A 14,993-nucleotide genomic window follows, 5' to 3' on the forward strand; every position below is an offset into this window, starting at 1 on the left:
CCATGGTTTGGCTGCGCCTGTTGCGTTATGGGGTGCTGGCGCTGGCTGCGGGGCTGGTCCATGCCGAGCCCGTGGTCTATGCGATCGATCCTGCGCGCACCGTGACCCAATATGAACTCGGCAGCCTTCAGAGCGGCCGGTTCGAGCAGCACTCGGGCAGCATTCAACTGGACCTGCAGGCCAAAACCGGCTGGGCCAATGTCAATATTGCCGCGGCTTCAGTGCGCTCAGGCGTGGCTTTCATCGACAGCATTTTGCAAAGCGCGGAGCTGTTCAACGCCAGCCAGTACCCGACCATCCGTTTCGTGGGCGACCAGTTTCTGTTCAACGGCGACACCCTGACCGAGGTGGGCGGCAGCCTGACCCTGCTAGGCAAGACCCTGCCCGTGGTGTTGCACGTCACCCATTTTGTCTGCACAGTCCCGCCCGCTCCCGAGGCGTGCTCCGGTCGCTTTGAAACCACCATAGACCGCACCGACTACGGCATGGACATGGGCGTCAGTTGGGGCTTGCCCAAGGCTGTGCACCTCTTGGTACAGATGGAAGCAGTGCGTCCGCCTGTGGCTGATGCGCTACTAATTCAATAGCTGCTTGCGCAGATATCTACTGCGCTAGAGCCTCAATTTCTATAAATTTTCAAGCGCTTTGGGGTTGCACCGCGCGGCGTAGCCGCCCCGGTGCCATGCCGTACAGCTGCTGGAAATGCCGGATGAAATGCGAGGCGTCGGCAAAGCCGCATTCGTAGGCAATCGCACTGACGGGCGAGTCGGATGTGGTCAGCAGCCAGCGGCCGTACTTGAGGCGTGAGTTGCGGTAGAACTCGGACGGCGACGCGCCGGTCTCGGCCATGAAAACCCGTTCCAGCTGGCGGCTGCTGGTCTCCACCAGTCGGGCGATCACCGCGATCTCCAGAGGCGTGGTGATGTTCTTTTCCATCAGCATGATGGCCTGGCGCAGCTTGTCGTTCTCCGTTGACGCATAGCCCAGCGCATGCCGGCGCGTGACGTGGGTGGAGGAGCGCTGCGATACCGTCATCTGGTGCACTACCTTGGCCGCGCGGTCCGGCCCGCAGTGGCGGCGGATCAGCTCGGTGGCCAGCTCGATGATGGAGATGCCGCCGGCGCAGGTGATGCGGTCGCCGTCGAACAGGTAGTCGGCATTCGTCGCAAACGCCTGGGCCGGGAACATCTTCTTCCAGTCGTTCACATGGAAGGGGTGCACGCAGGCCACCTTGCCCTGCAGCAGCCCGGCCTGGGCCAGCGCGAAGCTGCCGGTGCAGATGCCGATCAGCGGAGTGCCGGCTGCAGCCACTTCTTGCAGAAAGCTGGTGTAGCGCCGGTCTACTTTGTCCATGAAGGGCAGCAGCCCGCCGATCACCGCCACGTAGTCGAACTGGTGCTGGCTCGATAGCGACTGCTGTACTGGGATCTCCACGCCGCAGCTGGCCTGGATCGGTTGGTCGGGCACGCCCAGTACCGTCCAGGTGCAGCGCACCTGCCGGCTCTGGTCGCCTATGTCGGCTGCGTGCCGCAGCGCATCGCACAGGCCGGCCAGCGACAGCAGCGGAAAGCGCGGCCAGAGCAGGATGCCGATGCGCAGCTCCACGCCCGATGGGTTCAGCGGCGGACGTTCCTTCGAGGCGTCCAGCAGGCCGACCAGTTCGTTCGCGCCTTGCTTGGCCAGGGGTTTAGGGGTTTTTACCGTATGTCGCATACGTTCAATTTACAGGCAAGCGCTTCCTATGCCAAGTGGGGGGTGATTTTGAACAATCGTGCCACGCCAACGCGTAACCCAGAAGCCTTCTTCCAACTTGCAGGAACCACCATGAAACCACTCTTTATCACCCGGCTGTTGTGCACCTTGCTCGGCGCTTTCGCGCTGCTGCCCACTGTGCAGGCGCAAACTCCTTCCACCATAGACAAAGGCAATTTGACCATCGCCTTCACCGGCGACATGCCCGGCACCGGCTACCAGGACGGCCTGATGATCGGCTACGACGGCGAGATCCTGCAGCGCATCGCCGACGCGGTAAAGCTCAAGGTGAAACCGGCACTGATGGAGTGGTCGGGCACCATCGCCTCGGTGCAGGCCAAGCGCGTGGACGTGATGGCCGGCACCATGGGCTGGACTGAGCAGCGCTCGAAGATCATGACGCTGAGCGACCCGATCCACTACTTCAAGAACGGCATCACCCAGTCGAACAAGACCAACTGGTCGCACCTGAAGGACCTGGAAGGCAAGAAGGTCGGCACGATCACCGGCTTCTCCTTCATCCCCGAGCTGCGCAAGATTGCCGGTCTGCAATTAACCATGTACGACACCTCGGACGCCGCAGTGCGTGATTTGCTGGCCGGCCGCATCGACGCGGTGATCGGCGACCCGCCGGTGATGCAGTACGCCATCTCGCGCAATCCGCAGTGGAACGTGCGCTTCAACGCCTTCGTGGATGCGAACCCCGACTTCCCGCTGCTGACCGGCCTGGGCCAGGTGGTGTTTGGTTTGAACAAGGACAACCCGGAACTGGCCCAGGCGGTGAACGCCGAGATCGCCAAACTCTGGCAGGGCTGCGAGCTGAAGAAGATCGGCAGCAAGTACGGCCTGGTGCAAGACGTGTGGTACGTGCCCGCCGGCCAGAACTTCCGCGCCGGTGTCGATCGCCCGGCCGATTGGAAATTGCCCTCCTGCAAGTAAGTCACCCTCCATTTGCCCACCCACGCTGCCATGAACAACCCACTGTTGCAGGTCCAAGGCCTGAAGAAAAGCTACGGCCAGACCGAGGTGCTGAAAGGCATTTCCTTTGATCTGGCCAAAGGCGAAACCCTGTCGCTGATCGGGCCTAGCGGGTCGGGCAAATCGACTTGCCTGCGCTGCCTGAACTTTCTGGAGCGGCCTAGCGAAGGTTCCATCCTGCTGGAGTCCGAGCGCATCGGCCAGCTGCCGGACAAGCGCGGTGGATTCCGCTTCATGAGCGACAAGGAGCTGGCGCCGCAGCGCACCGAGATCGGCATGGTGTTCCAACTGTTCTATCTGTGGCCGCACTTGAACGTGCGCGACAACGTGGCCCTGGGCCCGATCCGCGCCGGCGGCATGTCCAAGGCCGAGGCCTACGAGCTGGCCGACGAGATGCTGGACAAGGTGCATCTGCGCCACAAGGCGACCGAATACCCGGAGCGCCTGTCCGGCGGCCAGCAGCAGCGCGTGGCCATCGCCCGGGCGCTGGCGCAGCGGCCCAAGCTGATGCTGTTTGACGAGCCGACCTCGGCCCTCGACCCGGAGCTGGTGGGCGAGGTGCTGGGTGTGATCCGCGAGCTGGCGGAGGAGGGCCGCTCGATGATCCTGGTGACCCACGAGATCCGCTTTGCCCGCGACGTGGCCGACCGCGTGATCTTCATGGACGGTGGCCACATCGTCGAGCAGGGCGCCGCCGCCGATGTGATCAACCGGCCGCAGATGGAGCGCACGCGCAGCTTTCTCGGCCAGGTTGGCGCGGAAGCGGTGCTGTGATGGCTGCGTTCGATATTTTTGCGCGCATCCTGGCCACTCTGGCACTGGGTGCGGTCACCGCCGTGCAGGTGGCCGTGGGCGCATTCGCCATCGCTGCGCTGCTGGGTTTGCTGCTGGCGATCTGCCGCACCTTCACCCACAGCCGGCTGTTGCAATGGGCGATTGCCGGCTACATCGAATGGATGCGCAATGTGCCGGCGCTGGCGCATCTGTTTCTGCTGTACTTCGGACTGGCGGCAGTCGGACTGCGGCTGTCGCCGCTGACAGCAGCGGTCATCGGCTTGGGCCTGGTGGGCGCAGCGATCCTGTGCGATGTGTTCGCGTCGGGCCTGAAATCCCTGCATGTCGGCCAGCGCGAAGCGGCTTTGTCTGTGGGCCTGACACCTGTCAAGACACTGCGCCATGTGCTGCTACCGCAGATGCTGCGCGTGACCCTGCCGTCGCTGGGTAACTACGTCAGCCAGCTGCTGAAAGACACCTCCATCGCATCGGCCATCGCCGCGCCGGAGATCATGTTTTTTGCCCGCAATCTGGTGACTTCCACCTTCGAGACCACGCTGATCTACCTGGCGGCCATGCTGCTGTACGCAGCCATGATTTTGCCGATCAGCTGGGCCTTCGCCCGCACCGAACGCCGCCTGGAGACACAGCGATGACCGTATTTTTCATGGCCTATCTGGAGTATTTGCCAGAGTGGTTGCCGCGCCTGGCCCGTGCCGCGGTAGTGACGGCGCAGCTGTCGGCGGTCGGCTTCATCGCTGCGCTGCTGGGTGGCGCGGCGCTGGTGGCGATGCTGCGCAGCGGCAACGGCCTGCTGCGCCATGCCGCCAATCTGTTCATCCAGGCGGTACGTACCGTGCCGCTGCTGGCTTTGCTGCTGGCGCTGTACTTTGCGTTGCCGCCGTTGGGCATTACCTTGTCAGGCTATTGGGCCGGCGCGCTGGGCCTGGGCCTGCACGGTGCTGCCTATGTGGCCGAGATCTTTCGCGGTGGGCTGAACGCCATCCACAAGGGCCAGCGCGAAGCGGCTTTGGCCGTCGGCCTGGCGCCGCGCCAGGTGTTCCTCCGCGTGGTGTTGCCGCAGGCGCTGCGCTTGATGCTGCCGCCACTGCTGAACACCTATGTGGCGCTGCTGAAAGACAGTTCTCTCTGCGCTCTGATTGCCACCGACGAGCTGATGCTGACGGCCCGGGCCATGGCCAGCGAGTTCTTTTTGCCGCTGCACATCTTTTTGCTGGTCGGCTTGTTCTACTTCGGCATCGCCTTTCCGCTATCGATGCTGTCGCGCCTGTTCGAGCGGCGGCTGGCGCGTGGCCGCCGTGTGATGGGGGCCGTATGAGCGTGGCGAACGTGGCTTTCGGCTCGATAGAGCAGACCCAGCAGGCGCTGGCCTCCGGCGCGCTGACCAGCGTGGCGCTGGTGCAGGAGCACCTGGCGCGTATCAACCGATGGGACCCGCAGTTGCACGCCTTCATCGATGTGTATGCCGACGAGGCGCTGGCTGCTGCCGAGGGTTTGGACCGGTTGCGCCAGGCCGGCACGCTGCTCGGGCCGCTGCACGGCGTGACGGTGGCGGTGAAGGATTTGTTCGACATCCAGGGCAAGCCCATCACCGGCGGTTCGGCCGCGCTGCCGCCGCGCATCTCCACGCTGACGGCCAGTGCGGTGCAGCGCTTGCGCAGTGCCGGCGCCATCGTGCTGGGCAAGACGCACACGGTGGAATTCGCCTTTGGCGGCTGGGGCACGAACACGACCATGGGCACGCCCTGGAACCCCTGGGACCTGCAGACACACCGCGTGCCCGGCGGCTCCAGCAGCGGCTCGGCCGTGGCCGTGGCGGCCGGCATGGCATGCGCGGCGATAGGCACCGACACGGGGGGCTCGGTGCGCATCCCGGCTGGCCTGTGCGGCCTGGTCGGGCTGAAGACGACCCACGGCCTGGTGAGCCGCCACGGCCTGCTGGAGCTGTGCCCGACGCACGATACCGTCGGCCCGCTGACCCGCAGCGTCCGAGATTGCGCGACGATGCTGGACGTGCTGGCCGGGCCGGACCCGCTCGATCCGGTATCGCGCCTGGCGCCCACGCGCTCGGTGGCCCAGGGGCTGGAGAAAGACGTGAAGGGCCTGCGGGTGTGGACACTGCCATGGGCCGAGCGAGAGGATGTGGACGCCGAGGTATTGCGCGCCTACGACCGGGCACTGGACGCGCTGGCGTCGATGGGCATGGTGCTGGTGGAGCGGCCACTGCCGCACAGCCTGGAGCAATCCATGCGCATCGCCGGCAGCCTGATGAGTGCCGAGGGCTATGCGCATCTGGGCCCCTTGTTCGAGCGCCGCGAACTGCAGTTCGACCCGAATATCCAGCGCCGCATCCTGCTGGGGCGCGACATCGGCGCGGCGCAGTACATCCATTTGTTACGCCAGCGCGAGCAGGCCAAGGCCGCGATGCTGGAGGCCATGGACGGGGTGGACGTGTGCGTGTTCCCGACGAATGCCATCAGCGCGATACCGCTGACTGAAGTGGATGAGTTGGCCACGCCGCTGTCGCGCTTCGGTCGCTTTGTGAACCTGCTGGACCTGTGCTCGGTGGCCGTGCCGGCGGGCCTGTCGTCGGCGGGCATGCCGATCTCGGTGCAGTTCATCGGCCGGCCGTTTGCCGAGCCGACGATTCTGCGGGCGGCGTTTGCCTTCGAGCAAGCCACGCCGTGGGGCCAGGCTGTGCCGCCTGGCCTGGCCTGAGGCTGCTTGCCATGTGCCCCGTGCTGCTGCGCAAGCCTGCGTTGTCGCTGCTGGTATTCGCCGGATTGTGGTGGGTCGGGGCTGCCATTGCGCAAAGCGTGACGCTGGACCGCATCGCCGCGAAGGGCGTGGTCAGTGTCGGCTATATCGCTACGCCCGGTACGTTTGCATTTGAGGATGCACAGGGCAATACGGTGGGTTACTCCATTGACCTTTGCCTACGTGTGATCGACAACATCCGCAAGAGCCTGAAGCGCCCGGACCTGCGGGTGCGCTACACCCAGCTCACAGGCGCCCAGCGCATCCCGATGTTGAAGGCCGGCGAGATCGACATCGAGTGCGGTGGCAACACGAATACGGTGGCGCGGCAAAAGGACGTGGATTTCTCCTACACCTTCTTCACCACCGGTGCCCGGCTGCTGACGCTGAAATCATTCCCGGTGCAGGGCAACAACGACCTGTGGCAAAAGCGTGTGGCCGTCAGCAAGGGCACGACGGCCGAGAGCCTGGTGCGCCAGCTGCAAACTGAACAGAACCTGCAGGTGATCAGCGTAGGCACCGACCCGGAAGGTGTTGCGCTGGTGGAGCGAGGCCAGGCAGATGCATTTGCGCAGGACGACATCCTGCTCTACGGCCTGCTCAGCGCCTCGCCGCGCAAAGACCAGCTGATGGTGAGCGGCCGTTTCATGTCGGTCGAACCGTACGCCTTCATGTTGCCCAAGGGCGATGTACCGCTGCGCGAAATTGTCGACAAGACCTTGCTGGGTTTGATGTCGTCTGGCGAGCTGCTCGGCCTCTACAAGAAATGGTTTGACACCGTCGCATTGCGCGTGCCGATGAATGTCTACATGCAGGAGAACCTGCGCTTCCCCAGCAAATACGGCGTCCCCTGATCGCCATTGAAAGACTGAAACGCCATGTTGTCCCTCCACAATTTCAGTATCCGGTTGCGCTTTTACCTGGTGCTGGCCTGCGTCTCCCTGTCCTTGCTGGTGCTCGGCGGCTGGGGCTGGGTCTCGGGTGTGCAGGCCAACCAGAGCACTGCCGATCTGTTTACCCGCGCCAATGCGGCTGCCGCCGACGTGGCCGTGCTGCGTGAATCGCTGGGCTTGGTGCGGCGCTGGGAAAGCTTGGCGATTGCCATCGGCACCTCGAACGCCGACCAGGTGCATGCGCTGATCGGCCGGTGGAAAGCCGAGGTGCAGAAAGTGCAGCAGGTCGGCGCAAAAATCCGCCAGGCGAACCCGGCCGACGCCGAGATCGCCAAGCTGGTGGCCAACCAGGATAGGCTGATGCAGGACTACGCCGCGACCATGGGGCCGGCCTTGGAACAGCTGGAGTCGGCGGTGATCGACAGCCTGTCGGCGCTGGTGTTCTCGACCAAGGTGGACAAGAGCTTCCAGGCGCTGGGCGATAACACGTTACGCCTGATCGCCGCGCAGCAAGAGGCAGCGGTGCGGGCGCACCAGCAGATGCAGGCACAGTCCACCGCCGCATCCTTGCTGCGCCTGGGCCTGGTAGGCCTGACCCTGCTGCTGTTCGTGCCGCTGATGTGGCTGACGCTGCAGTCGATTTGCCGGCCGCTGGACCATGCCGTGGCGCTGGCCCGGCGCATCGCCACCGGCGATCTGGGCCAGACCATCGTGGTGCAGGGGCGGGACGAGACGGCGCAGTTGCTGCGGGCGCTGGATGCGATGCAGGCCTCGTTGCGTACCGTGGTTGGTGAGGTGCGCGATTCTGCCGAGTCGATCAAGGCCGCCAGTGCCGAGGTCGCCAGCGGCAACCAGGACCTGAGCCAACGCACCGAGCAGGCGGCCAGCAATTTGCAAGGCACGGCATCGTCGCTGTCGGACCTGACCGGCACGGTGGGGCAGTCGACCCGGTCGGCCCGGCAGGCCAACCAGCTGGCGTCTTCCGCCGCAGAAGTGGCAGCGCGCGGCGGCGCGGTGGTGGCCCAGGTGGTGGCCACCATGGACGAGATCAACCACAGCTCGCGCAAGATCGCCGACATCATTTCGGTGATTGACAGCATTGCCTTCCAGACCAACATTCTGGCCCTGAACGCCGCGGTGGAAGCTGCCCGCGCCGGCGAGCAGGGCCGGGGCTTTGCGGTGGTGGCGGCCGAGGTGCGGAATCTGGCGACCCGTTCGGCCCAGGCCGCACGCGAGATCAAACAGCTGATCGACGCCAGCTTCAACCGCGTCGAGGCCGGCTCGCGGCTGGTGTCGTCGGCCGGCAGCACCATGCGTGACATCGTCGATTCGGTGCAGCGCGTGACGGACATCATCAGCGAGATCACCGCCGCCGCGGCCGAGCAGAGCGTGGGCATAGAGCGGGTGAACACCGCCGTGGGTGAGCTCGATGAAATGACCCAACAAAACGCCGCCCTGGTGGAGCAGAGCGCCGCCGCCGCAGACAGCCTGAAAGGCCAGGCCGACAAGCTGGCCCAGGTGGTCGGCACCTTTCGCCTGGGGGCTTTGCTGCTGGCATAGCCCAGCCCGGCCAGTGGGCACCCGATTCCTTTTTTGACGACCTGAAAATATGAACCCCCTTTACCTCGACGATGCCGCCATTTCCCAGCTGCTCGACTTTGCCGGCGTGGCCGCCATTCTGGACGCCGCATTTGCCGACCTGGCTGCAGAGCAGGCTGAAATTCACCCGCGCCAGCGCACCGGAAGCGGCAATATCCGGCTGAGCAGCATGGGCGCGCTGTGGGGTGCGCGCCAGGTTGGCGGCATCAAGGTCTACCCCACGGTGCAAGGCCAGTTTGCGTTTCTGGTCACGCTGTTTGACCTGGAAAAGAATGTGCCGATCGCCGTGCTGGATGGCGCCGAGCTGACCCGTTTTCGCACCGCGGCGTTGACGGCGTTGATTGCCTCCAAGGCCGCGAATCCGGCGCCGAAGAAGCTGGCGCTGTTTGGCGCCGGCCTGCAGGGGCGGGCCCAGGCGCAGGCCTTGTGCGGAGTCTTTTCTTTTGAGGAGATCGCCGTGGTCGACCCACTGGGTGACGACAGCTGGTGCAGCCGCCTGGCGCTGCAAACCGGCAGCCGGGTGCAGCTGTGCAGTGCGGAAGCCGCGGTGCGCGGCGCCGACCTGGTGGTGACCGCCACACGTTCGCAGGTGCCGGTGTTCGACGGTCGTTGGCTGGAGCCCGGTGCCTTTGTCTGCGCCATCGGCACCAGCGCGCCCAAGGGGCGCGAGCTGGACGACGCCACTTTGTCCCGCGCCAGCCGCATCATCGTGGAATGGAAGCCGCAAAGCCTGGCCGAGGCCGGCGAGCTGGTGCTGTGGCGCCCGCAAAACGACTTCGAGCGGGCCAAGGTGGTGGATTTGCCCGAGCTGTATCGCCATGGGCAGCCTTGGCGCGGCAGCAGTGGCGACATCATTGTTGCCAAGTCGGTGGGGGTGGGCCTGGCCGATGTGGCCTGCGCCTACCTGGCCTATAACCGCCACGTCGCGGTGCAGAAATTGGTTTGAATTTACAAGCTTTTCATGCCTCTGGCGCAGGTACTAGTTGCGTAAGTAGCTATAAATTTGCTAGCGGATGGTTTAGCCCAGTAGCGCCCGTACATGGTCGTTCAGGAAGCGGCCGCGCGGGTCAAGCTTGCGCCTCAGCGCGCGGAAATCGGCGGCGCGCGGGTACAGCGCGGTGACGTCATCGGTGTCCAGAAAGTGCATCTTGCCCCAGTGTGGGCGTGAGCCGTAACGGCGCAAGATGGCATCGACATCGCGCAGATAGTCCCAGTAGTCCACGCCCGGCTGGCCGGACACCGACAGCGTGATGCTGTCCTGCTGGTAGAACGGGCTGATCCACGCCGGGTCGCCCGCGGTGAAGCGGTATTCGATGGGGAAGATGCAGTTCGTGTGCTTGGTCAGCATCAACTCGCGCACCGCCCGCACAGCCTCTTTGCCATGCTGCAGCGGCACGGCGTATTCCAGCTCATGGAAGTTCGGCACGTACTCGATGGGGTAGATCTCCGACGAGTAGGCGATCTTCTCGAACGGCGTGTTCAGCGCCGGCCGGTCGGTGATGTCGATGATCTTCATCTCGCAAACATCGGCGGTCTTGGTTGTGGTGGTCAGCGGCGCATCCGCTGTGTCGGCCAGGCAGTAGAGGTGCCGGCTCTGCGGCGTGGGGCACCAGAAGAAGCCGAAGTGCCGGTGTGTGGCCGCCAGTTCATCGTGCCGCGCCATGCAGGTCTCGAAGTCGTCGCGCCACACATGCTCGTGCAGCTGGTAGGCGTCGGTGACCTGCAGGGTCAGCTCGGAGATCACGCCCAGCGTGCCCACCGACACCTGGGCGGCGTGCAGCAGATCGGCGTCGCTGCCATCCACCACCAGCACGCTGCCATCGGCCTGTACCAGCCGCAGCCCGGCGATTGACGAGGCCAGGCAGCCCAGCGTGGTTCCGGTGCCGTGGGTGCCGGTGGTGAAGGCCCCGGCCACCGCCTGCGAATCGATATCGCCCTGGTTCACCAGTGAAAAACCGTGTGCTTTTAACGCTATCGCCAGGTCGTGAATGCGCGTGCCGGCAGCCACGCGCACCTGCTTCTTCGCGTCGTCAAAGCCGTTCACGCCCCGCATCTGCGCCAACGACAGCAGCACGCCGCCGGTGCCCACCACCGGGGTGAAGCTGTGGCCCGAGCCGGCGACGCGCAGGTTCAGATCGAGACGGTCCGTTTCGGCGACCATCTCGCGCAACTGGTCTTCGGAGGTGGGCGCACCCTTGTAGCGCGCTATGCACGATTGGTTGCCGACCCAATTGCGCCATAGGCCGCCTTTTTCGAATTGCATGTTGACTCCGGTTGAAGGCTGAGGATGGTTGCCGCTGGAATGCAGCAATCATGCCCGTCTGTGGCCTGCCAACATACCCAGATTCAGCCGCTGTTTCAAGGCCTCACACCAGAGTCCGGTGCAAGCTGGCTTTGCAGCGCCTTGGCCAACAGGCCCAGGGTCTTGATGCCTTGCTCCAGTTCACGGTCCCAGGGGCGGGCGATGTTCAGACGCAGGTGGTTGGCAAACTTGCCCGACACCGAGAACAAGGCGCCCGGTGTGAACGCTATGCCGCGTTGCGCCGCAGCGTGCAACAGCGCCATGGTGTCCAGCGTGTCAGGTAAAGCGATCCACAGCCACCAGCCGCCAGCTGGGCCCCCGGCACGCGTGCCCAGCGGGAAGTGCTGCAGGACGGCCTGCGTTGCGGGCCCCACCGTGGCCGCCAGCCGTTCGCGCAGCTTGCGCAGGTGCGACGGCAAGGCCCCGGACGCGATGAATTCCGCCAGCACCGCTTGCTCGAACAGCGGCGTGGTCAAGGAGTTGCTGAGCTTCAGCGACTCCAGCTGCCGCTGGTGGCGACCGCCCACTACCCAGCCCAGGCGCATGGCGGGTGCCATGCTTTTGCTGGCCGAGCCGCAGTAGATCACCCGTCCTGTGCGGTCCCAGGCCTTGACGGGGCGAGGGCGCTCAGGCGCGGACGCCAAGTCTCCAAAGGCATCGTCTTCGATCAGTACCGTGTCGTGCTTTTCTATGATGCCGAGCAGGCGCCGCTTGGCCGCGTCTGGCATGCATGACCCCAGCGGGTTCTGGAAGCTGGGCATCACCACCACGGCGCGCACGCTGCCGTGCTGTTCCAGGGCGTATTCCAGCGCTTCCAGGCTGATGCCCTGGCTAGCGACGCATGGCACTTCCAGCACCTTCAGTCCCAGGTGTTCGAGCATCTGGACAATGCCGAAATACACCGGCGACTCTACCGCCACGGTGTCCCCCGGCCGGGTGACCGCACGCAGCGCGATCTGCAATGCCTCGGTGGCGCCGTTGGTCACCAGCAGGTCTTGCGGGCCCAGCTCGATGCCGCAGCGCGTCAAATGGCCGACCAAGGCAGTTTTCAATGCGGGGAGCCCGGTGCCTGTGGCATAGGCGCCGAATGCCAAAGGGTCGCGGCGCAGCACGCGCTGGCCTATGCGTGCCAAGGTGTCGCAGGGGTACCACTGGGGGGCGGCATGGGCCAGGTGCAGCGGCAGCGTCAACGGCTGGGACGTCAGCGCATACAGCTGCGTCATACGGTGTTGCAGGGACGCCAACTGCTCGTACTGCACGGCCGATGGGGGTGGGGTGCCCATAGCGGCGCTGGCGGGGGAGCGTGTTTGCTGTTGCGCTTTCCAGTCGGCCACGTACATGCCCGACTTGGCACGGATTTCCACATAGCCTTCGCTCTCCAGCTGACGGTAGCAGCGCACCACGGTGGACGCGCTGACGCCTTGGGATGTGGCGTACTGCCGCACGGAGGGCAGCTTGGCGCCTACCTGGTAGCGTTGGCGGCGGATGTCGAGCTTCAAAAGCTTGGAAAGCTGGATGTAACTGTGCTGCATGACAGATATGGTTTATCGTTATCTGTATAGCACACATGTCCTAATAGCTGGCGCTGTTCGCTAGTGTTTTCCGCGCATCATCGTTACATCACCCCAACCCATAACAGGACTTTCCTATGCATGCCGAGAATTTCAATCTGCAGCGCTACTTTCAGCGGATCGGATACGAAGGTGACGCCAAGGCGGATGCCGCCACGCTCGCTGAGATCATGCGTTGCCAGCTGTTTACCGTGCCCTTTGAGAATCTGGACGTGCAGGCCGGCAAGATCGTCTCGCTGGTGCCGGAACACATCGTTGAAAAGATCATCGACCGCCAGCGCGGCGGCTATTGCTACGAGGTCAACGGTATTTTCTCTATGGCCCTGTGTGCGCTGGGCATACCGTTTCGCCTGATTGCGGCACGGCCCATGTTCTACCCGGTGCGGCGACCCAAGACGCACATGGCAATCATTGCCACGGTGGACGGGGAAGATTGGCTGTGCGACCTGGGTTTTGGCAGCTATGGCATCCGTGCGCCCATGCGGCTAGCACTGCTGGACGTGGAGGTGCCGCAGGATGCAGACCGGTTCAAGCTGAGCCGATCCGACAACGGCGAATACCTGCTGCAGGCCTATGCGGGAGGGCAGTGGCTGAACCAGTACGGCTTCGATCTGTCTGCGCAGGAGTGGATCGACTTCGAGCCCGCCAACTACATGAACTCGACCCACCCCGGCGCGATCTTCGTCCAGAAAGTGGTGGTGGTTTTGCACAACCCGCAGGGGCGGGACATCCTGGTCGGCAATCAGCTGAAGACGGTCACGCACGGAAAGCTCGAAGAGCGAACGCTGGACCCAGAGGAACTCAAGACCGTCATGGGGAGCAAGTTTGGGCTGCCTGTGGTCGCGCCGCGCCTATAGCGAACTTGGGGAGCGCACTGGCCCCCTGGTGTTCCTACACCGCTGGGTCTTCATTCAGCCAGTGCGCTGCCACGCTACCCAGCGGGCCGGCTGGCGTGTCCCAGGCGAATGCGGTGCCGGGTATGGACAGCGGCCAGGTCACCGGTGCCGACCACCGGGGTGAAGCTGTGGCCTGATCCGGCAACGCGCAGGTACAGATCCAGGCGGTCTGCCTCGGCCACCATCTCGCGCAGTTGGTCTTCGGAGCTGGGCGCACCCTTGTAGCGCGTAGTGCACGACTGGTTGCCGACCCAGTTGCGCCACAGACCGTCTTTTTCGAATTGCATGGGGACTCCTTTGCGAACGCTGCTGTTGTGGGGGCGATGATGCAGCAACCGTGCCTAACTGCTGGTGTATGGGATGCCGCGGGTAGCAGGAAATTTTGGACTTCACCCGCTACGAACTTGAAACCTGTTGCCAGCAGCCGCTATTGGCACTTACAGCGGTAGTTCCAGCGTCTCCCAATTGCGCAACATGGTGACCTGCTTACGGAGGTAGTCCGTCGGCATTGCCTGCGAACCCCAGACCGGAACTCGACCTGCGTACTCTCCCAGCAGCCAAAACTGCCGCACTGCCATAAAACGTGAAATGGCAACCAGGTCAACATCTGCAACTGGTTTCTTTTCGCGGTAGGCAGAAATGAAATGCAGCCACTGCGTCTTCGCTTTGTCGCCCACTACAGCTTCGGGCATACGCGGGTATAGATTCCACGGGTAAACGGCAAGCTCGTAGGCCAGATAGCCTGGGCCTGCCTCGTCGAAGTCAAAGAATACGGCCTCACGCCGTCCTGTTGCACCATTAATGATGAAGTGATTGCTGCCATGGGCATCGCCATGGCAAAGCGCGCGGCTGAGCTTGCCTAGTGCCGAGATGTCATTGTGTAGGCGGTGGCCTAGCGCCTCGAAGTGAGGACGCAGTTCGGCTGTCATCGTCGGCGCGCGCAGCAAACCCTCCAGCGGCCTCAGTAGGAGATGGTCCAGGTCCAGGCAATAGGTGCTGGATGGCCCTTGGTAGCTTTCACCCCCGATGTGCAAAGCGGCTAGACCGTGCGCAAAAGCTGCGATATCTTCGACGGCGTCGCTTGTGAACTCACCTTCCAAATGTTCAAAAAGCATCAGCGCCCGAGAGCCTTCGGGCAGCGGTACTTGTATTGCAACCTCACCTGTTGCGGTGGGCACGCAACGAGAGACGGAGCATCCAACCCGCGTCCAATGTTCTAGTGCGGCTGACTCGAACAATACATTGGGACCACCTCGGGGCCGCTCGGCACTGAGGCGGGCCACGACACGTTGCCCACTGGCAAAGCCCAATCTGTAGACTTGATTGAAACTGCGTCGGAGGAATTCGCTCTCGACCACTTTGCCCAGGCCATAGCGGGCCTGGACGAGCTTCGCGATGCTGGCCGCTGTTGGCGTAGATTGCGCGATTTCCATTGCATCCTGCCCCAAAG

The 14,993-nt window shown here is 63.9% G+C and carries 15 protein-coding genes; 10 read left to right on the forward strand and 5 right to left on the reverse strand.

The features are described from left to right. Nucleotides 1-2 precede the first annotated feature (2 nt). The gene (locus tag AC07R0_RS01185) at nt 3-587 is read left to right on the forward strand and encodes a YceI family protein (RefSeq protein WP_495098260.1); all 585 of its coding nucleotides are present in this window, start codon (nt 3-5) and stop codon (nt 585-587) included. 49 nt (nt 588-636) lie between these two features. Here the strand turns inward: AC07R0_RS01185 and AC07R0_RS01190 are convergent, their stop codons facing one another. Next, entirely contained in the window at nt 637-1,713 is a 1,077-nt protein-coding gene (locus AC07R0_RS01190; protein WP_495103463.1) for a GlxA family transcriptional regulator, read from the reverse strand. Nucleotides 1,714-1,824: 111 nt separating this feature from the next. Here AC07R0_RS01190 and AC07R0_RS01195 point away from each other — a divergent pair, with 111 nt between their 5' ends. From AC07R0_RS01195 to AC07R0_RS01230, 8 genes are read left to right on the forward strand one after another with little or no spacing between them, the layout of a single operon-like run. Further along, nucleotides 1,825-2,691, forward strand: coding sequence for an ABC transporter substrate-binding protein (locus AC07R0_RS01195; protein WP_495076399.1), 867 nt, complete (start codon nt 1,825-1,827; stop codon nt 2,689-2,691). 30 nt (nt 2,692-2,721) lie between these two features. Continuing rightward, nucleotides 2,722-3,504, forward strand: a complete 783-nt coding sequence (locus AC07R0_RS01200; protein ID WP_495103464.1) for an amino acid ABC transporter ATP-binding protein — start codon at nt 2,722-2,724, stop codon at nt 3,502-3,504. Continuing rightward, on the forward strand, nt 3,504-4,160 hold the full coding sequence (locus tag AC07R0_RS01205) for an amino acid ABC transporter permease (protein WP_116603838.1): 657 nt from the start codon (nt 3,504-3,506) through the stop codon (nt 4,158-4,160). The genes AC07R0_RS01200 and AC07R0_RS01205 overlap by 1 nt, the downstream gene beginning before the upstream one ends. Next, nucleotides 4,157-4,843, forward strand: coding sequence for an amino acid ABC transporter permease (locus AC07R0_RS01210; protein ID WP_495103465.1), 687 nt, complete (start codon nt 4,157-4,159; stop codon nt 4,841-4,843). The genes AC07R0_RS01205 and AC07R0_RS01210 overlap by 4 nt, the downstream gene beginning before the upstream one ends. Beyond that, on the forward strand, nt 4,840-6,243 hold the full coding sequence (locus tag AC07R0_RS01215; RefSeq protein ID WP_495103466.1) for an amidase: 1,404 nt from the start codon (nt 4,840-4,842) through the stop codon (nt 6,241-6,243). Before AC07R0_RS01210 ends, AC07R0_RS01215 begins: the two co-directional genes overlap by 4 nt. Before the next feature lie 11 nt (nt 6,244-6,254). Beyond that, a complete protein-coding gene (locus AC07R0_RS01220; protein WP_116603835.1) occupies nt 6,255-7,136 on the forward strand; it encodes an amino acid ABC transporter substrate-binding protein in 882 nt (293 codons plus the stop codon). A gap of 24 nt (nt 7,137-7,160) precedes the next feature. Beyond that, nucleotides 7,161-8,735, forward strand: coding sequence for a methyl-accepting chemotaxis protein (locus tag AC07R0_RS01225; RefSeq protein WP_495103467.1), 1,575 nt, complete (start codon nt 7,161-7,163; stop codon nt 8,733-8,735). Nucleotides 8,736-8,784: 49 nt separating this feature from the next. Further along, a complete protein-coding gene (locus tag AC07R0_RS01230) occupies nt 8,785-9,720 on the forward strand; it encodes an ornithine cyclodeaminase family protein (RefSeq protein ID WP_495103468.1) in 936 nt (311 codons plus the stop codon). A 72-nt stretch (nt 9,721-9,792) separates the two neighbouring features. Here the strand turns inward: AC07R0_RS01230 and AC07R0_RS01235 are convergent, their stop codons facing one another. Together AC07R0_RS01235 and AC07R0_RS01240 are read right to left on the reverse strand one after the other, a co-directional pair. Next, the gene (locus AC07R0_RS01235; RefSeq protein WP_495103469.1) at nt 9,793-11,037 is read right to left on the reverse strand and encodes a D-arabinono-1,4-lactone oxidase; all 1,245 of its coding nucleotides are present in this window, start codon (nt 11,035-11,037) and stop codon (nt 9,793-9,795) included. Nucleotides 11,038-11,132: 95 nt separating this feature from the next. After that, entirely contained in the window at nt 11,133-12,608 is a 1,476-nt protein-coding gene (locus tag AC07R0_RS01240; protein WP_495103470.1) for an aminotransferase-like domain-containing protein, read from the reverse strand. A gap of 116 nt (nt 12,609-12,724) precedes the next feature. On the opposite strand from AC07R0_RS01240, the gene AC07R0_RS01245 reads away from it, so the two are divergent. Further along, nucleotides 12,725-13,504: an arylamine N-acetyltransferase family protein gene (locus AC07R0_RS01245; protein ID WP_495103471.1), complete on the forward strand. Its 780-nt coding sequence runs from the start codon at nt 12,725-12,727 to the stop codon at nt 13,502-13,504. 74 nt (nt 13,505-13,578) lie between these two features. On the opposite strand, the gene AC07R0_RS01250 is transcribed toward AC07R0_RS01245, so the two are convergent. Both AC07R0_RS01250 and AC07R0_RS01255 read right to left on the reverse strand, forming a co-directional pair. Next, nucleotides 13,579-13,830, reverse strand: a complete 252-nt coding sequence (locus tag AC07R0_RS01250) for a hypothetical protein (protein ID WP_495103472.1) — start codon at nt 13,828-13,830, stop codon at nt 13,579-13,581. 150 nt (nt 13,831-13,980) lie between these two features. Next, on the reverse strand, nt 13,981-14,976 hold the full coding sequence (locus tag AC07R0_RS01255) for a phosphotransferase enzyme family protein (protein WP_495103473.1): 996 nt from the start codon (nt 14,974-14,976) through the stop codon (nt 13,981-13,983). Nucleotides 14,977-14,993: the final 17 nt, after the last annotated feature.

It is taken from the genome of Rhodoferax sp. GW821-FHT07F03, assembly GCF_059418745.1.